The organism is Dyadobacter sp. CY345 (assembly GCF_021502725.1).
GTDB lineage: Bacteria > Bacteroidota > Bacteroidia > Cytophagales > Spirosomataceae > Dyadobacter.
This window is the reverse complement of record NZ_JAKFFS010000001.1, coordinates 1,761,800-1,786,441: the sequence shown is the minus strand read 5'-3', so window position 1 is coordinate 1,786,441 and position 24,642 is coordinate 1,761,800. Positions and strand designations below refer to the sequence as shown.

24 protein-coding genes are annotated in these 24,642 nt (G+C 40.1%); 10 read left to right on the top strand and 14 right to left on the bottom strand.

What is annotated here, in order from left to right:
* Positions 1–16: 16 nt before the first annotated feature.
* Entirely contained in the window at positions 17–892 is an 876-nt protein-coding gene (locus tag L0657_RS07510; RefSeq protein WP_235149866.1) for a UbiA family prenyltransferase, read from the bottom strand.
* A gap of 253 nt (positions 893–1,145) precedes the next feature.
* On the opposite strand from L0657_RS07510, the gene L0657_RS07505 reads away from it, so the two are divergent.
* Positions 1,146–1,499: a hypothetical protein gene (locus L0657_RS07505; protein ID WP_235149865.1), complete on the top strand. Its 354-nt coding sequence runs from the start codon at positions 1,146–1,148 to the stop codon at positions 1,497–1,499.
* A gap of 3 nt (positions 1,500–1,502) precedes the next feature.
* Here L0657_RS07505 and L0657_RS07500 read toward each other — a convergent pair whose 3' ends face one another.
* Positions 1,503–2,717: an MFS transporter gene (locus L0657_RS07500; protein WP_235149864.1), complete on the bottom strand. Its 1,215-nt coding sequence runs from the start codon at positions 2,715–2,717 to the stop codon at positions 1,503–1,505.
* 258 nt (positions 2,718–2,975) lie between these two features.
* On the opposite strand from L0657_RS07500, the gene L0657_RS07495 reads away from it, so the two are divergent.
* Positions 2,976–3,209 carry a hypothetical protein gene (locus L0657_RS07495; protein WP_235149863.1) on the top strand — a complete coding sequence of 78 codons (234 nt, stop codon included), beginning with the start codon at positions 2,976–2,978 and terminating at the stop codon, positions 3,207–3,209.
* Positions 3,210–3,316: 107 nt separating this feature from the next.
* Positions 3,317–4,114 carry a TSUP family transporter gene (locus tag L0657_RS07490; RefSeq protein WP_235149862.1) on the top strand — a complete coding sequence of 266 codons (798 nt, stop codon included), beginning with the start codon at positions 3,317–3,319 and terminating at the stop codon, positions 4,112–4,114.
* Here L0657_RS07490 and L0657_RS07485 read toward each other — a convergent pair.
* Complete coding sequence (locus tag L0657_RS07485; RefSeq protein ID WP_235149861.1) at positions 4,077–4,448, bottom strand: hypothetical protein; 372 nt, start codon at positions 4,446–4,448, stop codon at positions 4,077–4,079. The two genes, L0657_RS07490 and L0657_RS07485, sit on opposite strands and share 38 nt — an antisense overlap.
* 280 nt (positions 4,449–4,728) lie before the next feature.
* On the opposite strand from L0657_RS07485, the gene L0657_RS07480 reads away from it, so the two are divergent.
* Positions 4,729–5,004, top strand: coding sequence for a hypothetical protein (locus L0657_RS07480; protein WP_235149860.1), 276 nt, complete (start codon positions 4,729–4,731; stop codon positions 5,002–5,004).
* 76 nt (positions 5,005–5,080) lie between these two features.
* On the opposite strand, the gene L0657_RS07475 is transcribed toward L0657_RS07480, so the two are convergent.
* The 3 genes from L0657_RS07475 to L0657_RS07465 form a co-directional block, all read right to left on the bottom strand.
* Complete coding sequence (locus L0657_RS07475) at positions 5,081–6,988, bottom strand: CocE/NonD family hydrolase (protein ID WP_235149859.1); 1,908 nt, start codon at positions 6,986–6,988, stop codon at positions 5,081–5,083.
* A 223-nt stretch (positions 6,989–7,211) separates the two neighbouring features.
* Positions 7,212–8,162, bottom strand: coding sequence for a GTP-binding protein (locus tag L0657_RS07470; RefSeq protein ID WP_235149857.1), 951 nt, complete (start codon positions 8,160–8,162; stop codon positions 7,212–7,214).
* Between the two features lie 112 nt (positions 8,163–8,274).
* Positions 8,275–9,384, bottom strand: coding sequence for a glycoside hydrolase family 26 protein (locus tag L0657_RS07465; RefSeq protein WP_235149855.1), 1,110 nt, complete (start codon positions 9,382–9,384; stop codon positions 8,275–8,277).
* Positions 9,385–9,699: 315 nt separating this feature from the next.
* On the opposite strand from L0657_RS07465, the gene L0657_RS07460 reads away from it, so the two are divergent.
* The gene (locus L0657_RS07460; protein WP_235149854.1) at positions 9,700–10,614 is read left to right on the top strand and encodes an AraC family transcriptional regulator; all 915 of its coding nucleotides are present in this window, start codon (positions 9,700–9,702) and stop codon (positions 10,612–10,614) included.
* A 21-nt stretch (positions 10,615–10,635) separates the two neighbouring features.
* On the opposite strand, the gene L0657_RS07455 is transcribed toward L0657_RS07460, so the two are convergent.
* The 4 genes from L0657_RS07455 to L0657_RS07440 all read right to left on the bottom strand — a co-directional run bounded on the left by L0657_RS07455 (position 10,636) and on the right by L0657_RS07440 (position 17,199).
* The gene (locus tag L0657_RS07455; RefSeq protein ID WP_235149851.1) at positions 10,636–14,517 is read right to left on the bottom strand and encodes a PAS domain S-box protein; all 3,882 of its coding nucleotides are present in this window, start codon (positions 14,515–14,517) and stop codon (positions 10,636–10,638) included.
* Positions 14,518–14,840: 323 nt separating this feature from the next.
* Complete coding sequence (locus L0657_RS07450) at positions 14,841–15,176, bottom strand: hypothetical protein (RefSeq protein ID WP_235149848.1); 336 nt, start codon at positions 15,174–15,176, stop codon at positions 14,841–14,843.
* A 12-nt stretch (positions 15,177–15,188) separates the two neighbouring features.
* On the bottom strand, positions 15,189–15,752 hold the full coding sequence (locus L0657_RS07445; protein WP_235149846.1) for an RNA polymerase sigma factor: 564 nt from the start codon (positions 15,750–15,752) through the stop codon (positions 15,189–15,191).
* Between the two features lie 262 nt (positions 15,753–16,014).
* On the bottom strand, positions 16,015–17,199 hold the full coding sequence (locus tag L0657_RS07440) for a putative sensor domain DACNV-containing protein (RefSeq protein ID WP_235149845.1): 1,185 nt from the start codon (positions 17,197–17,199) through the stop codon (positions 16,015–16,017).
* Between the two features lie 186 nt (positions 17,200–17,385).
* Here L0657_RS07440 and L0657_RS07435 point away from each other — a divergent pair, with 186 nt between their 5' ends.
* On the top strand, positions 17,386–17,862 hold the full coding sequence (locus L0657_RS07435) for an Lrp/AsnC family transcriptional regulator (protein ID WP_235149843.1): 477 nt from the start codon (positions 17,386–17,388) through the stop codon (positions 17,860–17,862).
* 5 nt (positions 17,863–17,867) lie between these two features.
* Positions 17,868–18,827: an EamA family transporter gene (locus tag L0657_RS07430; RefSeq protein WP_235149841.1), complete on the top strand. Its 960-nt coding sequence runs from the start codon at positions 17,868–17,870 to the stop codon at positions 18,825–18,827.
* A 47-nt stretch (positions 18,828–18,874) separates the two neighbouring features.
* Here the strand turns inward: L0657_RS07430 and L0657_RS07425 are convergent, their stop codons facing one another.
* Positions 18,875–19,525 carry a bifunctional 4-hydroxy-2-oxoglutarate aldolase/2-dehydro-3-deoxy-phosphogluconate aldolase gene (locus L0657_RS07425; RefSeq protein WP_235149837.1) on the bottom strand — a complete coding sequence of 217 codons (651 nt, stop codon included), beginning with the start codon at positions 19,523–19,525 and terminating at the stop codon, positions 18,875–18,877.
* Positions 19,526–19,607: 82 nt separating this feature from the next.
* Positions 19,608–20,585: a hypothetical protein gene (locus L0657_RS07420; protein ID WP_235149835.1), complete on the bottom strand. Its 978-nt coding sequence runs from the start codon at positions 20,583–20,585 to the stop codon at positions 19,608–19,610.
* 184 nt (positions 20,586–20,769) lie between these two features.
* On the opposite strand from L0657_RS07420, the gene L0657_RS07415 reads away from it, so the two are divergent.
* On the top strand, positions 20,770–21,945 hold the full coding sequence (locus L0657_RS07415; RefSeq protein ID WP_235149833.1) for a cysteine desulfurase family protein: 1,176 nt from the start codon (positions 20,770–20,772) through the stop codon (positions 21,943–21,945).
* Positions 21,946–23,169 carry an XdhC family protein gene (locus tag L0657_RS07410; RefSeq protein WP_235149831.1) on the top strand — a complete coding sequence of 408 codons (1,224 nt, stop codon included), beginning with the start codon at positions 21,946–21,948 and terminating at the stop codon, positions 23,167–23,169.
* A gap of 122 nt (positions 23,170–23,291) precedes the next feature.
* Here the strand turns inward: L0657_RS07410 and L0657_RS07405 are convergent, their stop codons facing one another.
* Positions 23,292–23,474 carry a hypothetical protein gene (locus L0657_RS07405; RefSeq protein WP_235149830.1) on the bottom strand — a complete coding sequence of 61 codons (183 nt, stop codon included), beginning with the start codon at positions 23,472–23,474 and terminating at the stop codon, positions 23,292–23,294.
* 134 nt (positions 23,475–23,608) lie between these two features.
* Between L0657_RS07405 and L0657_RS07400 the strand changes: the two genes are divergently transcribed.
* Positions 23,609–23,965, top strand: coding sequence for a hypothetical protein (locus tag L0657_RS07400; RefSeq protein WP_235149828.1), 357 nt, complete (start codon positions 23,609–23,611; stop codon positions 23,963–23,965).
* Positions 23,966–23,981: 16 nt separating this feature from the next.
* Here the strand turns inward: L0657_RS07400 and L0657_RS07395 are convergent, their stop codons facing one another.
* On the bottom strand, positions 23,982–24,584 hold the full coding sequence (locus L0657_RS07395; protein ID WP_235149826.1) for an NTP transferase domain-containing protein: 603 nt from the start codon (positions 24,582–24,584) through the stop codon (positions 23,982–23,984).
* Positions 24,585–24,642: the final 58 nt, after the last annotated feature.

The following is a 24,642-nucleotide window of genomic DNA, read 5'->3' as shown; positions in this document are numbered from 1 at the left end:
ATAGCGGTGATATAACTCAAAGGAAATAATTGATAATAATGAGTACTAAAAAACAACTGTTCATACAAATTGCGGCAATCCAATTCATGCGCATCGTATTTTTAAAATTCGCATTCGCAACGCTTGTATTTACAAGATAGAACCAATAACAGAAATAAATCACGATTGGAAGAAAGAACATCTGAATAACAAAAAAAACTGTTCCAGAGTCCTTTTGTTCGAAGTATAAATAGTAAAATCCGTTGCACAAGGCGAACATGATCGCTGTGAAAATAAACGTCCCGCGATATCCCAACTTATAACTAAGCGTGACAACGCCGTCTTGCAAATCCTGTTTATGTTGATAAATCTGAGTCAAGGGATATGCGCCTGCAATTTGAAATGAGCAACCTAGTAAAATAAAGAGTGTTGGCAAGTCCAACGGCAATCCTTTCCCGGTAATTCCGACAATTGACATGTAATATGTAAAAGCGCCCTGAAAAATGGAAACTACGAGAAATCCGGGAACTGCATATTTTTTAAGCCGAATTTGTTTTGAACTGTAAGCTCTGGAAGCGGCTATATACAAAGCGAGGCAACATGCAAACAAAAAGCTTATTAAAATTGACGCCAGGATAAGCGCCAGTATATCCAGAAAAACGGTAACAAAAAAAAGTTTCTCTGTCGGCAAAGGTGGTTTTTCGATACCGCCTATACTGTCTTCGTCACGATCGATGTAGCTGTTGTAGCCGTTACTTGCAGGATAAACGAGCAAATGAATGATTAAAAATGATATGATGGCTTTGGTAATGGATATTGTTTCGGCCTGACTGAGGGCAAATAAAAACAATGGCATCAGGAAAAACGAGAAAGGAATTCTCAGCAATTTTAGAGTGTTTCTGTCGATTAACATACAAGTTTAAATACCTGATAGAACTATTTCACTAGTTTATAAAGTAATTACGAAGCGAACAAATTGATGGGATTATTTTATGCAATTAAATCTGTCGTCCTATAACATACGTCAGCTACTACACATTGGTTGCCTGGGAATTCAAAATAAATGGACAGCTAAATGCCTCATCGTTTAAGAGTAATTTTAACAATTTTAAGACTTTTTGATGTGACACAACAATTATCCATACACCATTTAACCTTTCAATACTATGTCCAGAACATCGTTATCTCCGGAAGGCTTGCAAGAAGAGCTTCTTCAAAATAACGAAAATCAAAATGTGGGTGACACGTTACTTTTTGAAAATGACAAAGTAAAGGTCTGGCACATTGGCCTGCAACCGGGTGAAAGAATTCATTATCACCGTCACAATTATGATTATTTCTGGGTTGTATTACAGGATGGAAAAGGTATTTCTCATCAGGAAGATGGCAGTACAGTTAGTTTTACTTTCACAAAAAACCAAACCTCCTTTCAAAATATCCTGGCAAACGGCAGCGCAATCCACGACCTTGAAAACACAGGAGACGGGATTCTGGAATTTATTACTACGGAGCTGAAATGACGGTCAGCCAAAGCGCATTTGTTTCTGAAACAAAAACCGGAAACCAATGGCTGTAACGACACAAAAGACGACCAATACGATCCAGAGCGTGTTGTAACCCCAATGCGCTGCAATATATCCTCCTCCTGCGGGGCCAATAATTTGGGCGACTGCCCATGACAAGGAATATGCCGCAGAATATTTCCCACGGTTCAACTCAGTGGCCCTGCTCATGATCATGGTGCTGATGTAAGGCAAAGTCAACATTTCACCAGTTGTAAAAAACAAGACCGTGGCGGCAGCGATGACTAATGGGCTAACGCCGGGAAGCACGAGAAAAACGTAGGCTATCGCTGTAAAAAAGACGCCCGTGACAATATAAAAAGTCTCTGGTTTTCGACCTGCCAGATTTTGTATAAGGACCATTTCGACAAGTGCAATGATCACTCCGTTCATCCCCAAAAGAATCCCGATCGTAGATTCACCGATATTTAGCTGTTCTTTCCAATAAACGGGCACCAATCGGAACAGTAGTACAAAACTGATCATATAAACTGTAACCAAAAATATGAATCGAGAAAAAAATGGATCTTTCCAGGGCGATAAGACCAGGATTTCCGCATTGTCGTCCTTTGATTTCACTGGTAATTTCCTTCCTTTTGGGAGGAGAAACAGGATTAGTAAACCGGCAAGTGAATAAACTACCCCATCAACCCAGAACAATAAATGATAATCGATAGCAGCCAGAATTCCGCCTACGGAAGTCCCAAACCCAAAACCAACATTTTGCGCCAGCCGGTTCAAAGCATAGGAACGGGTCAGATTTTCAGGAGCGGAATAGGCAGCGACGGCAGTATTATTGGCAGGTTTAAAACCTTCAACAAAAAAACTTAGCACAACCGTAAGAACGCATAAACCGTTAAAATCATCAATGTGGCCGAACAGGACAAACAATAATCCGCTGGTCATCAAACTAACGATCTGCACGGTATGAAAACCGATTTTATCTGTCAGGTATCCGCCAGCCATGGCACCTAACACCGAACCAACGCCAAATAGCGTGATGATTAGTCCAGCATCCGCTATACTCCTGTGCATACTCTGGGTGATATACATGCTCATGAACGGCACAGCCATGTAGCCGCAACGGTTGATCAGGATTACGAAACTCAATAACCAGGTCTCTTTGCTGAGTCCGCTAAATGAAACTTTGTAGTTGTGTATAATTTTTTGAACCATAAACTTGAATCCGGAATATATACGCGGTGGCGGCCGGAGTTTTTAAGGAACAGTCTGGCACATAACACGGTTCACTGAATCTATGATTTCTTATTGAATCATATTGAATGGCGCTGTAACCTGGAAATCTCGCTTTGTTCGATCAATATTTGCCGTTGCTCATAATTTTATTTTGGATAAGTAATTATCGTGCAACCTTTGATTTATTAATTACATCTGTTGTTCAGGAAAAGAAACACTCCAAAACATCAAATAGCCATGACAGGAAAACAATTGTTCGATCAATACCAATTCGCTGCACAAGTACACGGTTTCGGTTCTAATGAATTTCAATATGGAAACCTCTTGTATCAGGCGTTAAAAATTGAGGGTGAAGAAAAAATTTTCCAGCTTTTGGAGGAAGCAGAAAAGTCCGGGAAGCGTATCTCGCTTGAATACCCGGAAGCGCCCATGGAAAGCTTTCCCGAACCGCACAAAGTGATTTTACTTTAAATCTTTCTTAATTCGTAATCCTTCAATAATATAATCTTACCGGACGATTTTTCTTCGACGGCAGCGTATTAGTTTCGTACAAACTGCTATCGATTTAAAATTATCAAATGTTTTCTGAATTTTTCGCCGACTACACCACTTCCACTTTAATTATACTTAGCGCCCTCGCCTTCGTTGCCGGATTCATAGACGCGGTAGTTGGCGGTGGAGGATTAATTCAAATTCCCGCCTTACTGATCGCCTTTCCAAATGCTCCCGTTGCAACGATTTTTGGTACCAATAAAATCGCGGCGCTGGCTGGAACTTCGGTGGCGGCTTTCAATTATGCCAGGAAAATCGTGTTCGATTTCCGACTCTTGTTTGTCATTTCTTTGTGCTGTTCTATTTCCTCTTTCACCGGTGCCCGAATTGTCAGTTTGATCAATGTAAATGTGCTCAAACCAATTATCCTTTTTATTCTGATTGCTATCGCGGTCTACACTTTTTTCAAGAAAGATCTTGGATCAATAAAAACAAAGGAGCTTTCTTTTCAGAAACAGCTGTTTTACGGCGGGTTGATTGGCCTTGTTATTGGTTTCTATGATGGTTTCTTTGGTCCCGGAACAGGTAGTTTTTTTGTACTTGCTTTCGTTGTGGTGCTTGGATTTGAGTTTGTACAGGCCTCTGCTTATGCAAAAATAGTCAACTGTATTACTAACATTTCCGCTTTGATCGTTTTTATCCGTCAGGGAAATTATATGCTTGAACTCGCCCTGATTATGGCAGCAATGAATATCGCCGGAAACATAATCGGGAGCAAACTCGCGCTGCGAAAAGGGAATGATTTCGTCAGAATAATCTTCCTGGTCGTTGTCTCTCTGATGATTTTTAAATATGGCTGGGAGGTATTTGCTCCTGGTGTTTGATATAGATTTTTTGAAGGACAGGCGGAATGAGTATTTCCAGATGATTTTTCCCTTTGATCGTTTTCGCCAGAATTAGTGAGTCGATAAAAACCTGCTCGATCAATAGCTGCACCATAATATCTCCTTCTATGTAAATTCTTTCTGCAAGCACAAAACATTTCCGTGCAGTGATGAAATGTTCTGATTCGAGATTTTTCCTGGTAAAATCGGACAGACAATAAATTGAAGCGTGGATGGATGAAAATGCCCTTGGAATTTCTGAAAAGTAATCCTTAACACTCATTTTGGGCAGCTCTTCTTTCAATAAACCGATAACCTGAAATTGTGTGATCATAATCAATAAATTAAATCCTGACAATAACCATATCATTCTTGTTCCTTTCAAGCGATATAACTCCTAACCTTTTGTGGCACAAATAATTACAAATTACACACTTACTTCTATGGACTTTTAATTACTATCAAAATGATATGAATTGTATCAACTTGATAACCCTTAAAAAACGAATATTCACAACAATTTAATTGTCATCTTCTTACAATCGGTTTATGAAACAGACTGAACTGGCCTGGTTTTTTAAAGAAAATGCATCATTAAGAAACAAAATACAGAAATGGAAAATCAGAAAGAACGGGAAATAAAAGAGCTACGGGAAAAGATTATGGCCAAAAGACAGGAGGTCGAGTTTGACAAAACCGACATTGATCTTACAGCAGAATTTGCATCAGAAAACCGTGAAAATCCTGACGTGAGTGAAGAATTCAAAAATTTTAATGATCCTGCCGGAAATGCTATCGACAAGGGTGAATTAAAGGAATTGACTGATGCCGAAGAAGATCTGATTCGTTTGATTGATCGGCTGAACAAATTAACGCATGAAGAAAATTAAAGAAGTCGATTTTATAAAAAATCCGCTATCAGGGATATACCTGACAGCGGATACTTATGTTCGGGTCAAATTTCTTTTATTCGAAAACCCTGAAACCAACATACGAAGCGTTTGAGCCTGACGTATAAATTCTATGTTTCGCTGACTGAAAATCTGCCTCAGTTGCCGTATAAATATTCACAAACTTTTGAGGGTTGCGGTCAACCAATGGAAACCAAGAGCTTTGAACCTGAACCATGATCTTGTGCCCCTTTTTAAAACGATGCGCAGCATCCTGCATGTCAAACTTCACATGTTCCACTTTATTTGGTACCATTGGCTCCGGTTTTGAAAAACTGTTTCGGAATTTTGCCCTCATTACCTCTCCCCGAATCAAAAGCTGAAAACCGCCCATTTTCATTGATGGATTCACCGGACTGTCGTTTGGTGCATCACCTGGGTAAACGTCGATCAATTTGACAACAAAGTCTGCATCCGTTCCGGTTGTAGACACGAAGAGGTCAGCAAAAACATTACCAGAGATCGCAATATCTTCTTTCAAAATATCGGATTCATAAACCAAAACATCCGGTCTGGTAGCAGCAAAGCGCTGATCTTCATACATATAGTCACTGCCCCGTATTATTCTTATTTCAGAAGTATAAGGAACTGGTTTGGCCGGATCGCTGGTATATTCATCAAACGCAGAAGCAGCTTTTGCAACCGCAGGTTCGAAGGAGAGCTTACCATTTGGATGAAAATACAACTTTTTTTCAACCGTATTTTTCGGTGGCCATTGATCATATTTTTTCCACTCATTGGAACCTGTTTCAAAAATATAGGCCTTAGGAAGATTAGGATCAGTTTTATCTTTCAAAAAATGATTAAAATAAGGAAGCTCGATCTCTGACTGATAAAAGGAACTCGTTTTTGATCCGAAACGAATGTTCCCCAACGATTCGCCTGTTCCTCTCGCCCAGCCTCCATGAATCCATGGGCCCATAACCAACAAATTCGGAGACTTTGGTTTGTTGTTTTCTATGCCCTGGTATGTTTTCAAGGGTCCATACAAATCTTCCTGATCAAACCATCCACCTACCACCATAACGGCAGGTTTTATGTTTTTCAAATGCGGAACCGGCGTGCGCGATTGCCAGAATTCATCATAAACTTCATGCTCCATCAATTGATTCCATATACGGTTTTCATTTTTGAAGATTTTCTCATTAACATTTTTCAGCGGACCGAGCTTTTTATAAAATTCATAGGAGTCAGGCGTGCCATAATTCGAAAAAGCCGGTGTTCCTTTTGGCGTTGGCACCGGCCTTGGTGCGCCATAGGAGGAGATAAAAGAAAATGTGCCCATCAGAAAAAAAGCGCCATTATGATGACGGTCGTCGCCCATAAACCAATCCGTTACCGGCGCCTGGGGAGACGCTACTTTCAGCGCCGGATGGGCATCCACTGCGGTCATTGTCGCATAGTATCCGGGTGCCGAAATTCCCCAGCTTCCTACTTTTCCATTATTGTCCGGAATATTTTTTAGAAGCCAGTCGATTGTGTCGAAAGTATCAGAGCTTTCATCGATATCAGTTTTACTTTTTTTGTTTGGAATAAAAGGACGATAGGCCTCAAAGTCTCCTTCCGACATATATTTTCCCCTAACGTCCTGATAGGCAACAATATAACCGTCGCGAGCAAAATGCATTGAAGGTCCTAATGTTGTTTTAAAGAAATTTTCTCCATAGGGTGCAGAACTGTATGGTGTTCTGTTCAAAAGAATTGGATATTTTTTTGAAGTCGAAATGTCTTTCGGGACATAAATCGCAGTGAACAATTTAACCCCGTCGCGCATAGGAATCATGCGTTCGATTTTGGTATAGTGCTCCCGGATGTAGAGCGAATCTTCATTCACTTTCCCTTTTTGCGCAAATAAAGTTTGCGAAGTAGAAAGGAGAAAAAAGAACAGAACAATCAGTTCGAAAGAATTGTGTTTTTTTGCCATATTCAGGTTGGGCCAGTTGAGGGAAAAGGCAGTTGTTTTCAAAATTAAATAGCTTAGTGAGTTTCAAAGCTAATTTAGTGAAAAGCTGCCACGAATACACGAATTGCACTAATCCGATTTAACAAATATTAGAATGTCAGAGAGAATGTTTTCACGTATTCGCGGAAAGATCATATGCCGCCTTTGGTAATAGCAAGTCGCATGGATTTTAACTTTTCATTAGTTACTTTTTAATCGCGGGCCGAAGAATCCTTTGGATTGCAGCTGTTTCCAGTCCGACACCGATGAATACCAATTCAGAGATAGGATCTTCATCGTCCCAAGTTCCGTAGTTTTCAAAAGTAAGTCGCTTTCCGGTCGATTGCACAAGCACCTTTTCATTACTTCCCTCGAACTTAACAAAGCCCTTGATCCTGTAAATCTGCTTGTAATGTAACATAAGCGACACATTCAACGTGTGCATCAGGTAATCGCGATAGAAAACATTTTCCGTTTTATACGTAACGGTTTTGATTTTATGGACGTTGGTATGCGTGAAATTACAATTAATCTCTCCAATATTCTCTGTCTTTTCCTGCCTTTCACCTTCCAACGCGTCAAGCGAAATTTTACCATCGGATGATAAAATAATTTCTGCAAATGGATTCAACGACGCCATCAAACTTTCAAGTTTCGTAACATATTCAGGCGAGACGAAACTCGTTTTATTGATGATAATCAAATCTGAAATTACGATCTGACGAATAGTTTCTTCGGTTTCGGTGATATAATCTTCCACCGTTTCCGCATCTGTAACGCAGATTACTTTTCTCAGTTTGAAGACTTTTCCAACGTCTTCCCTTTTGAAAATTTCTGCTACCGTTCCGGCATCTGCAACACCCGTCGTTTCTATAAAAAGATTGTCCGGGCGTTGTTCATTGAAAGCCAGGACGTTCAAAACATCATATAATTCTTCATCCAGAGAGCAACAGATACAACCATTACTCAATTCATAAAGCTGACTATACTGTTTTGTTATCAGGTTTCCATCAATAGACGCTTTGCCAAATTCATTTTCAATAACCACATTTCTGGTCTTTTCCAGACTTTTCAAAATGTGATTCAACAACGTTGTCTTCCCGGCTCCAAGAAACCCGGTGATTAAATATACGTTAATCGGCGATTTTGATTCCATATTAAATTCTCATTTGCATCGAGGTTGCAATATACAATTTTCATTGCAGTGATATGCCTGATAACAATTGCAAACAAGAAAAATTCAACAATCCGGTTTACTCTTAAAATGTTTACCGATAAATATTTTTAAGATCCTTTTCAAATAAAGTGTACGGATCGTTATAAAAATTCATAAAATCAGGAACGCTTATCTGACCCGGGAACGGCGCGTAGTAATGTGTTGGACTTTTGGTATCATTTCTCCAAACAAGAACATAAGCAAGATTTATTTTCTCCGCTTTTAAAGATTTTAAAAGAGACTCAGTCCACCAGTTTTTATCAGGAATCGTTTCCAAGCCGGTTTCAGTGAACGCAGCGAGTTTGTTCGCTTTTTTTGCATAATCTGAAATGATCTTTAATTTCTGCACACCAGCTTTCAAATTGTACTTTCCATCTCTGCCGAAGTCAGCGTAATTGTCCATACCGACCATATCAACAAATTGATCACCTGGATATCTTTCTAAAAATTCCTGCTCAGAATTGAATTTACAGTCCGGCGAAAATACATAGATAAAATTATGAACGCCCAAAGAATCCCTCATATATGAAACTGTAAATTGCCATACGGAAATAAAATCTTCGCGTGAGCAATGACCTTTTCCCCACCAAAACCAGTCACCGTCGAATTCGTGATATGGGCGAAATAACATCGGGACAGCCTCACCGTTTTTCCCTTTCGCCGATTTGGTAAAATCAGCAACGGTCTTCAATATTTCCTTATACTTTTCGTGGTGAGATCCACCCGGCTTTATAAGCTCAATCGCACGAACGGAAACGGAATCTTTCCAATAAAAACCTCCACCCGATGCCGGATTTGAAAAATGCCACGAGATGGTCGTGACACCTCCCCTATTGTAGGTTTCGACAACATTTTTCCGAAGTGACTCGCTGTTTTTTTCAATTTCCTGAACAGGTCGGCCAGATAATCCACTTATATCAATACCAATAACAGCCGGATGTGAGCCTGTCACAGACTTCACATCAGAACGATCAGCATCGCCAGACCAACCGTGTCCATACTCGGTAGCGTGTTGGTGCCCGAAGAGAATATTTGTCTTGGAAAATTTATCAAGATTTTTGTACAAAGCTTTGGTTTCCTTCGTGGCTTTGGCGTCAATCTGAGCAATACTAAAATGACTTAGTGAGAAGGAAATAACTGTCAATAAAAATAATTTTCTCATAAATAACCGGTTATAAAAAGCTGTAAAAATCGTATCTGAAAAACTGTGAAATCTGAGATTTGATGTTGAGAAATACCAACGACGACAACTCCCTCGAATCATGCAAAATTATGTACAATACTACACCCGATTGTAATACTATTTTATCAATGTTTACGCGAATAAAAACGGGCCGACATGTCTATTCAGAGTAATAATTGTATATAAGAAATAAAATACAAAGATTACGCGCCTATTATTACGTTAATCGTATAAATAATATTCATATTTTAATCAAATATATCTGATACAATTATTAATCTTTAATCTGTATATTTGATTAAAATATTAATCTCTGACATCAAGATGATCGAAGTTTACCGGGAAATTACGCCTTTGACCCAATACGATTGCTTTACAGTTTTTTCCAGAAAAAAGAAGACTTTCGACTTTCCTCTGCACAACCACAACGAGTTTGAGCTCAACCTGATCATGGGAGGAAAGGGCGTGAAAAGAATTGTCGGTGACCATACCGAAGTCATCGAAGATGCGGAGCTGGTTTTGGTGGGAAATAATCTTCCGCATGGCTGGTTTACGCATCAGTATAAATGGGAAGAGGGTATGCCGGAAATTGAGGAAATCACATTGCAATTTCACCGTGATTTGTTTGATGACAAACTGCTTCGCCGGAATCAATTGTTTTTCATCCGCTCTTTAATGGAAAAGGCAGTCAAAGGAATTTCTTTTTCCAGGGATACGATTGAGAGAATCATGCCCCGGTTGAAAGCGCTGAATCAGAAAAGCGGCTTTGATTCCATATTGGAATTGATGTCAATTTTACATGATCTATCGATTTCTCGGAACATGCGCATATTGTCAAACAGTACCTTCACGGATGAAAATATCAACTTCAACAGCAGAAGGATTGAGAAAGTTTTTGCTTACATGCGTGACAATTATGATAAAGAAATCACACTGGAAGGCGTAGCGAAGCTGGCAGGAATGACGGAAGTTTCATTCAGCAGATTTATAAAAAAGAGAACGGGCAAAACATTTATTGAAAGCTTAAATGAGATCAGGCTTGGGCATACTTCAAGATCGCTGATTGACACTACCAACACGATTTCCGAAATCGCTTACAAATCCGGCTTTAATAATCTATCGTATTTCAACAGGATTTTCAAAAACAAAAACGGTTGCACACCAAAAGAATTCCGTGAGAATTATGCGGGAACCAGGACATTCGTTTAGTGCAAATGTCCTGGTGTTATATTAAACTTGCTTGACAAGCCATTTGTCTAAAGTCGCCTGAAGTGTCTCTTTTAAAACTGGCTTCGTCAGATAATCGTCCATTCCGGCCTCTACACAACGCTCACGCTCGCCTTTAAGCGTTCCGGCAGTTAACGCAATGATAGGCGTTCGTTTTCCATTATTTTCGTTTTTCCTTATCTCTATCGACGCCTCATAACCATTCATTTCCGGCATTTGCACATCCATTAAGACAAGATCCGGCTGTTCTTTTATAAATAGCGATACTGCTTCTTTGCCATTTAAAGCCTCTATAACTCTGATTTCTGCGACAATCTTTGTCAGAAATGTCTTAACCAGAATCATGTTGATCTTATTGTCTTCTGCAACCAGAATCGTAATTTCTCCACGATCCAACTCAGGAATCTCGGAAGCTTCTGGTTTTGTTATCGGCAGCAACTCCGGTTTTTCACTATTATCCAATTTTTGCAGGGCGTTAAAAAGTTTCTTAATTTTTATTGGCTTCACAAGCTGGTAAATGATATCAAGCTCCTTACTCAATGCGAAAATATGTTCGTCATCAGTCGATTCATACATCAAGATTATATGCTGAACATTTATTGCCGAATTATCGCTGTTCCTTATCTGCCGAATAGTTTCGATTCCTTCCATATCTGACAAATGGCAATCGATAAGCACGACATCAAATTTCTTTCCAGCGTTTAATTTGAAAATCGCTTCTTCACCACTGTGAGCAATTTCCGATTCAATCTGTCGGTTCGCCAGCATATCTCTAAGAATGATGCCATTTGTCACGTTATCTTCAACAATCAGAACGTTATGAACCGATTCAATATTTGACCAGTCTGGCAATGCGCTTTGATAAGATTTGAAAGTAACTTCAAAAAAGAATTTGCTTCCTATTCCCGGCCTACTTTCCAGCTGCAATTGACTATCCATTAATGCCAAAAGCTTGTTTGAAATCGGCAGACCGAGCCCTGTGCCTCCAAATCTCTTCGTAGTCGACGCATCTTCCTGTGCGAAGGCTTCAAATATTTTAAGCAGATTTTTCTCATTGATTCCAATTCCGGTATCGCGGACAGAGAAGCAGAATGTTGTTTCTCCATCTTCTGTCTCCCGCTCAACCTCTACTTTAAGCTCAATTTCTCCACTCTCGGTAAATTTGACTGCATTACCCAGAAGATTGATTAAAATCTGTCTCAAACGAACAGGATCTACCCATACAAATTGAGGAACATCAGCCGAAATATTCAGCAACACTTCCAGATTTTTTTGATGTGCCTGATAAGTTACCATGTCTGTAACCTGTCCGCAAATTTCAAGCAGATCCGTTTTTTCAATGGATAATTCCAATTTCCCGGCTTCTATTTTAGAAAAATCCAGAATATCATTTATGATATCCAAAAGCGAATTTGCTGATTGAAAAACCATTGTAAGATATTGATGCTGTGTCTCATCAAGATCTGTTTTCATCAAAAGATCAGTGAAACCGATAACGCCATTTAACGGTGTTCTGATCTCGTGACTCATATTCGTCAGAAACTCTGACTTTGATTTACTGGCAGCTTCCGCTTGCTCACGTGCATTCAAAATCTCCTGTTCAGCCAGCTTGCGATCTGTAATGTCCTGCAAATAACCGTGCCAAATCAAACTATCATCCAATTGTTCGGGCACAGCTTCTCCATTCAGCCAATGCACTTCCCCAGTGTCATCAACAACCCTGTAGTCCAAACTCCACTTTTCAAGCGTGTCTCTTGAATGAGCAATAGAGGTACTGAATAATTCAACGTCATCTGGATGCACACCATGAAAAAGATCTGCTCTGTCTTTTAAAATTAGACCGTTGGATAGGTGGTATGAACTTAAAGAATCCTTCGATACATAAGGGAAGGTCATCAAACCATCCGGGAATACCTGAAATTGAAACAACGTTCCGGGTATCTGTGCCGATAATTTGCGGAGTAATATGACATTTTTCTGACTTAGTTTTTCAGCTTTTTTTAATTCGTCAATATTTTGGATAATACCAAACACGCGGCTCGTTCTTCCGTTTTCAAAGTCGGCCTTTGCAATGATCCGTATCCAGATTTCCTCCTGATTATCTATAATAATTGTTGCATCAATATGGATCGGTGTTCCATTTTCAAGACAATCGTGAAATGCATCGAAAACCTTGGCCCTGGTAGATTCGTTTTTGTAAAAACTAAACCAGTTTTCAATGGTTGGTATAAAATCCTGAGACGTATGATAAATTTCTTTTGTCAGTGCTGACCAGGTAAGAAGATCCTTGTCCGCGTCGTATTCCCATGCTCCTATTTTTGCTACTTTACTCGTTTGTTCCAAGAGCTCTTTCGTACGGCTCAACTCCTCGTGGGCCTCTTTGAAAACGGTAATGTCCCGCATGACAGCGATAAAATTGGTACATTTTTCAAATTCATCAATGACGGGATTCAAATTTAAATCGATCCAGTATTTAATTCCTGATTTGCTGTAATTTAAAATAGCTTCGTTTACCGGCAATTTTTCACGTATTGCCTTGCCAATTCTTGTTCTGGTCTCTTTGTCAGTTTCTGGCCCATGAACCAAGTCCGAGGGTTTTTTCCCGATAACCTCCGATAATTTGTATTCTGAACGTATTTCAAACGCCTCATTAACCCAGGTAATAACCCCGTTGGCATCTGCAATAATTATCATCTCGGTGGTTTTGGAGGCCACCAGTGCAAGCTCTTTCAGCTTCTCTTCATTAATTTTCCTTTGTGTAATATCATGGCTCGTTAAAACAATTTCGCCATTTCTGGGATCCAGACTTGCTCTGGTATTGCTCCAGAACCACCTTCCGTCCTTGTGCCGAATCCGATGCTCAACCTGCGGTACAGAATCTCCTTGCTCAACCGTAGCCTTCAAAGCAGCAAAGCAGCGTTTTATATCATCTGAATGCACAAACTCGGTGAAACTGCGACCGATCGTTTCACAAATCTCATGCCCATATAATCTTGTCCAGCTTGGCGAAACGAAAGTGAAAATGCCCTCGGGATTTATTATAAATAGAACGTCAGTCATATTAGAAACCAGGGCTGAAAAATCCCTCTCCATTTTGACTTTTCCTGTTACGTCAAAACCCACACTAAGAATCTCGCTAACATTTCCCTGATCATCAAGAATTCCTGTAAACTCCCACTCACTGGCCTGGACCTTACCGTCTTTGGTGTACTTGTGAAGTATAATCTTGTGGGGCTCTCCTGGATTTTCAAAACAGAATCTACCCACATCAAAACACTTTTGATGATCTTCCGGGACAATAGTTGCTACTGAGCTAGTACCAAGTACTTCTTCGCGGCTCACTCCAAAAGCTTTACAAAAGTATTCGTTTACATAAGTATAATTACCCTCCCAGTTTATCCTGGTGATGTATATGGACTGGTTATTCAGGACCAATTGATGAAAACGCGTCTCCTCTCGAATATAAAGATTCCCGTCATTCTCATTTGTGATAACATTCGCTCCGCAAACAAAACGGATAGGCCTACCTTGCTCATTACAAATGCACTTGATATGACAACGCATCCAAACCGTAAACTGAGTCTTGTGCACGAATCGGATTACTTTTTTAAAAACTGCACCAGGAGTATCGCAAAACAACAAGGCTACCTCCGCCAAATTCTCAATATCTGACTGAAATGCGATGGTTTGTAAATTATTTCTGAAAAGTGGAAGATCTTGTGCCGTGTAACCAAGGCTACTCCATAATTTGGGGCTAGCCCATTGATTATCCGGATTTTCTAAATCCCAATACCAGAATCCATCCAGGCCTAATTGCTGAATGAAATCAAATATATCCTCACGTTTACTAATTAAACTGTAAAATTCCTTCTTTAAATAGTCCATCGCTGAGCTTACCTTTCCTAATTAAATTCTGGCAATCTATTATCTACAAAAATTACTATTTTCTCAAAATCCGGCAGAAGCTTACTTTTGGGATATGTCAAAATTCGTCATAATATATCGAAAATAGTACTTTAATCAGTATACTTTCAAATTATATAACCACAAAAAGCGAATTAGTTCGAAAACATTAAAAATCTGAAAGTTCGTCTGAAAAACAAAAAAAGGTAATCCATATACCGGACCACCTTTCCAAATTTCACACTTATTTTTCTAATTCAATATATATAAATTGGCAGGAAATTAATTTGTGATTTTCCTGTCCCCTATCGTCCGGCGGTTTTGTCTCGCCATTGTTCGCATCTCTTTTTCCATTCCTCCTTTATTTTCTCTCGCTCTTCTGAACTTCTCTGCCATTTCTCCCGAAAACCCATACCCCCACCATCATGACGTTTAGCAAAACCAAAACCTCCAAAAAGTATTTTACAAAGCACTAACAATCCGGCAGCCTGCCAAAAATTAATGTATTTCACGCCAAGAAGCTCGGGTAAAATTGCATTCCATAAGAGCATCACAGTACCACTTACAAGACAAATGATAAGTGGAACAATCAGCAAAAATTTGGCCTTGTTTCTTCGGAAATCCTTCGGACCGTTGTACATTATTATATTCTTTTAATTAAAAAATTCTTCATATAAGCGTTTCATCCGCTTGCGCAGATGCTTCACAGCATACCCTTTCCGCGAAATAATTGTTTTTAGATTTTCATTCGTGCGGTTTGCTATATCCTGCAAAGTAAGGTCTTCCAGTTCATTCCACACAAATACCTGACGCTGATTTTCCGGTAATTCTTCCAAAGCCAGAAATAACTCCTTCCAGAAAGCCTCTCTTATATATTCAGTTTCCGGTGTATAATTATCTGCAAGGAGAATTTCACCCATATTAAAACCGTCATCGTCGTCTTCATAGTTGAAGTCTTCGATTAGCTCGGGAGTCTTTTTTCGGTATTTATCAATTATTTTATTCCTGGCAACCTGATGTAACCAGCCACTCATCTGCTCAATCTCATCAATGTTGATCACATTGCTCAGCTGATACCAAACGTCCTGTAAAATATCCTCAGCATCTTCCTCCGAACGCACCTTATTGCGAATAAAACCAAAGAGACGTTTCCCGTATTCTTTGATCGTATCCCCAATTGTATTTCCGGTATCTGTTGTCATTCCCTGGCTAAGCATTTCCCAATTTTTTCAGGAAGACGGATGATTTTCAAGATTACTTTAAAATTCTTTAAATATTTTGAATAAAATAATATTCAAAGAAAAAACGTGTAGCCAACACGGAAGCAGCTATACGAACAGTTCAATCGAAAGAGATTGAGGACTTTAAAATAAGTCCAAAACTATAAATAAGAAATAGTGATTTTCGAGCCACCCGTCGGACGGTTTTTTCACCGTCCGACGGGTAAGAAACCGGGTCACGAAAACTTGTCGAAGTGTATCAAAACAACAACGTATCAACCCGGTGCGACTGAACAATATTATCACATGGCGACCAAGAAAAAATCGTAAAACGACCATCCTGGGAAGCAACCAAGGAAAGGCTATCGCGTTGATCATAAACAAATTGCGCAGCAGACAAATGCCGTGTTCCGCCATTTTGAACCGGGTGAACCACAGACGCTACGTTTCCTACAATAGGTTCTGTAACCATAATCTTATCAACCCGTGACGAAAATGCAGAGCGACCGATTTTTACACCAAAGGCAAGTAATTCAAAGCGATCATTGATAATCGTTGCACCGTCGACAGCTGTTAAGCCGGCAATGTGATTTACCGCGCTGGTAATTTTGTTCAACCAAACCGGATGTTCCGATTCCGTTTCATGTTGTTTATAAAGATCGGCGAGCTCCGTAAAAGTTGGCGTTACGGAATAGGATATCGGATGGATAATCGAGTCGCGCCAGGTTTCTTTCCCGGACGGAACAACCAGCAAAGTTCCGCCGCGTTTGTGATCGCGCATGGAAACGGCCAGTTGCACCATCACATTCAGTGAATCATTCCAGAGCGAAGAAGAATTAAACCCAATCAGCGAAGTTACCAGATTCGGACAATCAGGAATTTTTCCGCTTATATCATCCACAATTTTTATCTGGTCGCCTTTAAGAACTGCCACATTCACAAACTTACCAAAACCATCGATACGGCGGTGTTTGATTACCAGCATGCCCGGCTCGATTACTTCAAGTACGAAACATAAATTGGGAATAATACGTGTAGTTCCCCAGATATAAAGCTCACCATTTTCAATCCAGATACCCAAATGTATGCCCGAACGCTCTACCGCCGGCGCGAGTTTGGTCAGGATTGCGGGCGAAAAATTAAGTCGTTGTTCGAAAATCAAAGGTTGTCCCGATCGTTCCGGAGGAAGAAAAGCCAGGGAAACTGAGGGAGAATGCCCTTCTTCCCTGCGAAGACTTGCCCAGAAAGTGGTATCAATAATTGCCTCAATCACTTCTGCGCTCGGCCTGGGTGCAAAATCATCTATACTGTGTTGTTTTGCTGATTCGTGATGGTAAAGAAAATGCTCCTCAACCGTCTTTGCCACCGCCTGTGCAGCTTGATATGTCGTCGATCCAGAAACTTTACTATCTATTTTCACTTCTTCATTAAAAATACCGGCCATGAGATTGATGGGCAACTTGTAATTAAAATCATTGAGAAACTACAATACAAACGATGGTTACTCCAAGAAAATTCCAGAGTTTCGATAATTAAAACATACACAAGAACGACCGATTAATCGAACATCATAAATAATTATTCAATAAATATTGAATATAATTCTGAATTTAAATAGTTTTACAGAACGATGAACGGATCAGAAATTATATTAGACAAAGTGGATTTAAGCATCCTGCGGCTGATGCAAGAAAACGCACGCATTTCCAATGCTGATTTGGCACGTGAACTGGAAATGGCTCCCTCGGCAGTTTTGGAGCGGGTAAAAAAATTGGAACAGAAAAGCGTGATCCTGCAATACACGACGCGGCTAAATCCTGTCGCATTGCAGCAAAAACTATTGGCTTTTATTTCAATGAAAGCAGCAGATGGACTTGGAAGCAATAATGCTGCGGTGGAATTGGCAAAAATTCCGGAAGTGCAGGAAGTCCATCATATCGCCGGAGAGGATTGTTATCTGATAAAAGTGCGGACGGCAGATTCTTCAACGCTGATGGATTTGATGCGAAATTCATTCAGTAAAATCCCTAATATCCTGTCTACCAGAACAACCATTGTGTTGGAAACTGTGAAAGAGCAACAACAATTGGTAATACCTGAAAAATAACAATCATGGAATCTAACCCAAACAAAAGTGCCTCGACAGCCATGGTGGTACTGGCTTTCGCAACGGTTTATATCGTCTGGGGATCCACTTACTTTTTTATTCAAAAAGCACTTACCGGATTCCCTCCGTTTATGATTGGTGTTCTCAGGTTTATTGCCGCAGGTTTGCTAATGATGGGCTGGTGCGTAATTAAAGGTGAAAAAATATTCGATTTCCCAAGTATCAAGACGGCGGCAGTCACTGGTTTACTTTTACTTTTTGTCGGAAACGGAGTGGTTATTTGGGTAGAACAAACGCTTCCAAGTGCGATGGTCGCGATCATGATCTCTTCCTCCCCTATCTGGTTTATCTTGCTGGACAAGCCAAAATGGAAGGAAAATCTGAACAACCGATCTACGATTATCGGGCTTTTGATTGGTTTCGCAGGGGTCATTCTGTTATTCAGCGAACACCTTATTGCCGCATTTTCGTCCATTCAAAACGGTTCCGAGTTGATCGGTTTGTCCATGCTCGTAATCGGGACAATTTCCTGGGCAGGCGGTTCACTTTATTCAAAATACAATACAACAGGCGGTTCTTCGATGGTAAACACCTCCTGGCAAATGCTTATTGCCGGCGTTGCATTTATTCCTGGTAGCCTGATTCAGGGAGAGTTTACGTTAATTGACTGGTCTAACATACCAACCAGCGCCTGGCTTTCAATCGTTTACCTGATATTTTTCGGATCAATTGCGGCATACAGCGCATATGTGTGGTTGCTTAAAGTTCAGCCGTCCACGAAAGTGAGTACTTATGCTTATGTAAATCCTGTAATCGCGGTTTTACTTGGTGTATTTTTTGCCAAGGAAACAATATCCTCTATTCAGGTCATCGGTCTTGTTGTAATTTTAGGAAGCGTCGTTTTGATAAATCTTGATAAATACCGAAAAGAAGCGAAGGCTATAAGAACTGCCAACGCGCGATAACATCGATATAAAGTTGGATAAATAAAAACTTTCAGCAAGCAAATAACTCAGGCCTTTGTAAAAAATTTGAGTTTTTCAACAAACTTTTCAAAGTAAGCTTTTAACGCTGCCCAATCTTTTTCCTGTATCATTTTCTTATCAAAAAGCTGGCTTCCAATTCCCAGGCCGTCGGCTCCTGCTTTCAGAAACTGATCCATATTTTCAAGATTAATACCGCCCGTCGGAAGTACTTTTAATTGATTTAACGGTGCTTTCAAATCTTTGATATAGTCCGGACCGAGCGAAGTGGCGGGATAGATTTTAACCATCGTGGCGCCATACGTCCAGGCATTGTACAACTCCGTGGGCGTAAAACCACCCGGAAAAACAGGAACTCCTTCTTTCACGCAACGTTTGATTATCTTTTTACTGATCACAGGCGTCACAATAAATTGAGCACCTGCATCCAGTGCATCGTTCAGATCTTCTTTCGTGCAAACTGTTCCTGCGCCAATATTCAAGCCCTCACTGTCATTTTCCAGCGCATATTTAATCATATCAGCTGCGCCGGGCGTATTCATTGTAATTTCAATCGTCGTTAAACCAGCCTCCCGGTAGATGGGCAATATCTGTTTTAAATCTTCCAGAGAGAGGTTTCTGATGATACCAACGATTGGCGCTTTTTGAAATAATCCCTGCGAGAATGAATTTTGACTCATAACTTCATTTGTATTTTTAAATGAATAATGTTGATATCAAGAGTTTTGTGTGTTGTGTGAAATGAAACTCAAAAAAAACGGCTCATTTTTTCACTTTTTCAAAAAATTCATAATTGATTGTCCACCTGACTTCTTTCCCTGGGTCAACGTTCAATTTGATATAAGGTTCCGGGCAAGCGGTTGTTGAACAAGCCCAATATACAAGTTTTTCAATCGGCTGATCACTTGTAATTCTAACGCCGGCTCCCGTTTTGATATTTTCAATTTTTAAATCGTAATCTTTTGGTGATTGGGTTAGTCCCTGAATTCCTGCCGTAAAAACGTTTTCTTTTTTTTCCAGGGTCCGGGTATAACGTAGTGATCTGTTATCGATATTGACAATTGTACCAAATCCTTTGCCCTCAGCCGAGGCATCAAACGTGAATGTCGTTTTAATTCCCGGACCAGTTGGTTCGCCATCGATCATGAAAAAATTGTGATTGTAGACACTCGTAGAAATTGCTTTTTTACCAACATTTTTCAGAATATGTTCTAATACAAGTTCCGGTTTTCCCTTCGTCAGCCTGACCGTTTTAAGGTATATATAAGCATAACCGGATTTGTCCGCCAATTCCTGCTTAAATTCGACCACATCATTTCTTCTTTTCACTGTCCATTTGCCGTTATCAACAATTTCGTAATTCCGCGAAAATGAATACGGTTCTTCGTCCGCTTTTTTCAAAATCCCCACACCTATTTTGACAAATTCTGATCCGGGTTTTGCGTCCATATAGTCCAGCGGCGTAAATTCCTCAACAGGGCCACAGATCGCGTCGTGGATTTTTGGATCATAGTTATCAAACCATTTTCCGAAGTAAGTATGTCCTTTATATTCCAGACTTGGAATCACGCCGCCCCAGTCAAATCGTGTTCCCTGATAATAGCCATTGGTTACGTCGGGCAAATATAATTTAGCCTTAATGATACCATTGGTTATATCTGCTTCCGGAAATTCCGCAACTTTGAAAACGGCACTGCACAAGCTGATTACTAAACCCAGGAATATAAATTTCTTTTTCATTATTTTGTATTTTCTAAGTTTACCAATAAAAGTAAACAAAATATTGTCACCTGGAAAAGCGTCCCGGATCAACAGCTTAGGAACACGTTTGATTAAATATTCAAACTGTTTTTCAGGATTATCTAAAATTCAGGAATGAAGTTTTTGATTGATTCGTTACAATTAAAAAGTTAATATCTAAATTTTGAAACTACCCGTATACCTGGATAATAGCGCGACGACGCCTATGGATCCAAAAGTTCTGGAAGCTATGCTCCCTTACTTTCTGGAAAATTTCGGTAATGCGTCCAGCCGTTCGCATGTATACGGCTGGGCTGCGGAAGAGGCTGTTGACATCGCACGCGAGCAGGTAGCAGATCTTATCGGCGCACATCCAACCGAAATTGTTTTTACGTCCGGCGCTACTGAGGCTATAAATCTTGCCACTAAGGGAACATTTGAAAGTCACTTTGGTAAAGGAAATCATATAATTACCTGCGTCACGGAACATCGCGCTGTTCTTGATTCCTGCGAATGGATTGAAAGAAATGGTGGCAAGGTCACTTATCTTCCCGTTGATGAAACTGGTTTGATCAACCTGCAAAATCTGGAAAATGCGATAACAGATGATACCATTCTTATTTCGATTTTATATGCTAATAATGAAACGGGCGTCCTTCAACCCATCGAGAAAATTAGCGCAATAGCTAAAAAGCATGGTGTTCTTTTCTTTACCGATGCCACCCAGGCAGTAGGAAAAATCCTTGTAAACGTCCAAGACGATGGCATTGACCTACTTTCAATGAGCGGCCATAAATTATACGGCCCCAAAGGTGTCGGCGCGTTATATGTCCGTAGGAAAAATCCAAAAGTCACCATTTTTCCACAGATTCATGGAGGTGGTCATGAGAAAAATATGCGGAGCGGAACGCAGAACGTTCCTGGTATTGTCGGTTTCGGAAAGGCTTGCGCCTTATGCATGGCAAATCTTAATAATGAGAGTGAAATTGTAACACAACTTCGAGATTTGTTGGAACAAAAGTTGTTGGCGATAGATGGGGCAAGAGTTAATGGAACCACAGAAAATCGGTTACCAAATATCACAAATATGTCTTTTGATGGTATAAACGGTGATAATTTGCTTTTGGAAATATGTAATGAAATTGCCTTATCGAGAGGTTCTGCTTGTTCGTCTGTCACTTCAAAACCAAGTCATGTTTTAATGGCGATGAATGTTCCGGACGAGCTTGCCTTAAGTTCTTTCCGGTTCAGTCTAGGAAGATTCACAACGCTTTCGGAAATTGAATATAGTTGTAAAGCCTTTGCAGAAATTGTCGAAAAACACCGGAATAATTTGAAGCTTTCTGCTGTCAATATATAGATGAAAGAAATTACAGATATCATAAAGGCCTACCATCGGGCGCTTGGCGAGGGAAAAAGAATGGCACTGGCAACAGTTGTTCATGTTGAAGGCTCCTCGTATAGGAGGCCTGGAGCGCGGATGCTGGTTACCGAAGACGGGCAGCTGACTGGTGCAATCAGTGGCGGCTGTCTGGAAGGAGATGCTTTGCGAAAAGCATTATTGGCCATTTCCCAGCAAAGTAATAAGTTGGTGACTTATGACACAATGGACGACGATGATGCAAAATTCGGCGTTCAGTTGGGCTGTAACGGCATTGTTCATATTTTATTTGAACCTATTGATTCAGAAAAAGAAAATCACCCGATTGCGCTTCTGATTAAAGCGACAAAAGAAAGAATTAACTCGGTTCTGGTTACTTTATTCTCAATGACCGAACGGACAAATCAACCAGGAACAGGCATATTACTGGCTGATCACGAATCGACAATATTCTTAGCGGATGAATTTTCAAAGTATGTCGATACATTTCTTAAAGACGCCGTAACTGTATTTATAAATCAGGAATCCGTTTTTAAAACAAATTCCTTCGATCAGAAAAAACTGACTGCTTTTATAGAGTTCCTGAAGCCTCCTGTATCGCTGGTGATCGTCGGAGCTGGAAATGACGCAATTCCGTTGGCCGGTATGGCATCGCTTTTGGGCTGGACTATTACTGTGGCAGACGGTCGGGCAAATCAGGCGACGGCGGAACGTTTTCCTATGGCTGACAGAATTCTGGTTACAAAATCTGCCGATTTAGTTTCCCAAATCGAGTGTGATTCGCAAACAGTTTTCGTTTTGATGACGCATAATTATAATTACGATCTAGGTGTGTTGAGGGAATTTATTTCAACCGAGCATCCTGTCTATATCGGAAGCCTCGGACCGAAAAAGAAATTGGAGAAAATGTTTCTGGAATTAGGTGAAGAGGGCATCACGCTTACCGAAGAACAAAAATCAAGGATTTATGGTCCGGTTGGTCTGGATATCGGAGCTGAAACTTCGGAAGAAATTGCATTATCGGTCCTTGCGGAAATTAAGGCTGTTTTGAACAAAAAACCAGGGACATCACTCCGCAACAAGAAAGATGTAATTCACAGCCGTCCCGAAAAAGACCCGGTTGTTTCAGTCCGAACCACGTCCACGAGCAAAGTTCTGGCAGAGGAAGAAGGTTCTAATTTTTGTGGAATTGGACCGATGTAAATATAAAAAAGTATCCGAACATCGAATAAATCGAGATGCGGGTACTTTTCAGTAAAACCTTTAAGGTGTGAGAATAGGTAGACAGCGAAATACGCGAAAAAACTGCCTTTAATCAGACTATATTAGCTAAGCCTTACACTATACAAAGGTTTCAGAATCCGACGACGTTTTCCAGGTTTATTAGCAGTTGTTGCTTCTGCCATTTTCACTTGCGGCATAAATGGATTCGTGCTGTCCTGGAATTGTTCGAACCCGTCGTTTGCGTTGAAATTATTTGTCTGAATATGTTCTGCTGATGATTTCATGATTTTTGGTTTTTGATGATATAGGTCATAAAATAATAAAACCGTGCCTAAATTGACCTCGGTTACAAATCCCAAATTGGCAATTCATTCCTTGGTATTATCTCCCCAATTTTTATCCCACATGTCAAATGTCCATGGACTATTCCCAGTATACCCGGCTGATACCGTCCGAGAATTCGCTGAATGTGATATTGAAAAATACCCATTTTAAAGATGATCTATTAGACGAAATAAAAACGGTCACTGTCCAGATAGATTTCAATCACGAAGCACCAATCATTTCAGTTGCGTTCCAAGAACCGTTTTATGACTTTGAGGAAATTCTCCGAAAGGGTGATTATTCAGGAGATCGCGGAATCTGGCTGAAAAGCGACAATCTTGTTATCAAATTAATGTTGGCAGATTCTGTTTTTGGGGACAAAATTTCATCGCGATCTTTTACTTTTAATGCTGAGGAAAGCAAAAAGCTCAAAGCAGTATTGCATGAGTAATGATAATTGATTTCAATTACATCAAGTCCTTCTGAGCCAGCAACTTTTTGTAATCTTCAGCGGTATCCATGTCTACATTACCCAAAGGAAAATCAACGGTCGCCAGACGATCTTTACTTTTTAGAATGATTTTTCTGGCCCCGATATCTCCTTTGAGTTCCATCATCTCAGAAAAAATACTTTCATCGAATAAAACCGGAGTTCCTACGATTTCTGAATAGGAGCTGGCGATAATACTCTTTCCTGACAAATCTTTTTCCTTTATCAAACTTTCGAGCAAATCACTGGTAACAAATGGCTGATCGCATACCATAAAAATGGCCGATTTCAACTCCGGCAAATCGCTTTTTAAAACACCCAGGCCGCACCGGATTGAAGATGCCATACCTTCCTCCCATTCTTCATTAAATACTATTTTGGCACCACAACTTTTGATATCGGTTTGAATTCGCGTACTATTCGCACCGAGGATTACGTAAACTTTATCAGAAACCTTTTTTGCCGTTTGAACTATGTGTAAAAGCAGACTTTTCCCTTTGAATGGCAATAATTGTTTTGGCTGGCCCAGTCTTGACGATCGCCCGGCAGCAAGAATAACGATGGCAGTTTCTGTGTGCATATACCGACAAGTTTAAGGTTTGACGATCTTTTGACTTATGTATAATTGTATAAATATC

Coding starts and splice junctions, on each gene's coding strand:
- L0657_RS07450 (WP_235149848.1), bottom strand. CDS start 15,176: ATGTACAACGGTCCGAAGGATTTCCGAAGAAACAAGGCCAAATTTTTG.
- L0657_RS07430 (WP_235149841.1), top strand. CDS start 17,868: ATGGAATCTAACCCAAACAAAAGTGCCTCGACAGCCATGGTGGTACTG.
- L0657_RS07400 (WP_235149828.1), top strand. CDS start 23,609: ATGGACTATTCCCAGTATACCCGGCTGATACCGTCCGAGAATTCGCTG.
- L0657_RS07505 (WP_235149865.1), top strand. CDS start 1,146: ATGTCCAGAACATCGTTATCTCCGGAAGGCTTGCAAGAAGAGCTTCTT.
- L0657_RS07485 (WP_235149861.1), bottom strand. CDS start 4,448: ATGATCACACAATTTCAGGTTATCGGTTTATTGAAAGAAGAGCTGCCC.
- L0657_RS07495 (WP_235149863.1), top strand. CDS start 2,976: ATGACAGGAAAACAATTGTTCGATCAATACCAATTCGCTGCACAAGTA.
- L0657_RS07480 (WP_235149860.1), top strand. CDS start 4,729: ATGGAAAATCAGAAAGAACGGGAAATAAAAGAGCTACGGGAAAAGATT.
- L0657_RS07405 (WP_235149830.1), bottom strand. CDS start 23,474: ATGAAATCATCAGCAGAACATATTCAGACAAATAATTTCAACGCAAAC.
- L0657_RS07435 (WP_235149843.1), top strand. CDS start 17,386: ATGAACGGATCAGAAATTATATTAGACAAAGTGGATTTAAGCATCCTG.
- L0657_RS07475 (WP_235149859.1), bottom strand. CDS start 6,988: ATGGCAAAAAAACACAATTCTTTCGAACTGATTGTTCTGTTCTTTTTT.
- L0657_RS07490 (WP_235149862.1), top strand. CDS start 3,317: ATGTTTTCTGAATTTTTCGCCGACTACACCACTTCCACTTTAATTATA.
- L0657_RS07455 (WP_235149851.1), bottom strand. CDS start 14,517: ATGGACTATTTAAAGAAGGAATTTTACAGTTTAATTAGTAAACGTGAG.
- L0657_RS07420 (WP_235149835.1), bottom strand. CDS start 20,585: ATGAAAAAGAAATTTATATTCCTGGGTTTAGTAATCAGCTTGTGCAGT.
- L0657_RS07410 (WP_235149831.1), top strand. CDS start 21,946: ATGAAAGAAATTACAGATATCATAAAGGCCTACCATCGGGCGCTTGGC.
- L0657_RS07440 (WP_235149845.1), bottom strand. CDS start 17,199: ATGGCCGGTATTTTTAATGAAGAAGTGAAAATAGATAGTAAAGTTTCT.
- L0657_RS07395 (WP_235149826.1), bottom strand. CDS start 24,584: ATGCACACAGAAACTGCCATCGTTATTCTTGCTGCCGGGCGATCGTCA.
- L0657_RS07445 (WP_235149846.1), bottom strand. CDS start 15,752: ATGCTTAGCCAGGGAATGACAACAGATACCGGAAATACAATTGGGGAT.
- L0657_RS07470 (WP_235149857.1), bottom strand. CDS start 8,162: ATGGAATCAAAATCGCCGATTAACGTATATTTAATCACCGGGTTTCTT.
- L0657_RS07510 (WP_235149866.1), bottom strand. CDS start 892: ATGTTAATCGACAGAAACACTCTAAAATTGCTGAGAATTCCTTTCTCG.
- L0657_RS07500 (WP_235149864.1), bottom strand. CDS start 2,717: ATGGTTCAAAAAATTATACACAACTACAAAGTTTCATTTAGCGGACTC.
- L0657_RS07425 (WP_235149837.1), bottom strand. CDS start 19,525: ATGAGTCAAAATTCATTCTCGCAGGGATTATTTCAAAAAGCGCCAATC.
- L0657_RS07465 (WP_235149855.1), bottom strand. CDS start 9,384: ATGAGAAAATTATTTTTATTGACAGTTATTTCCTTCTCACTAAGTCAT.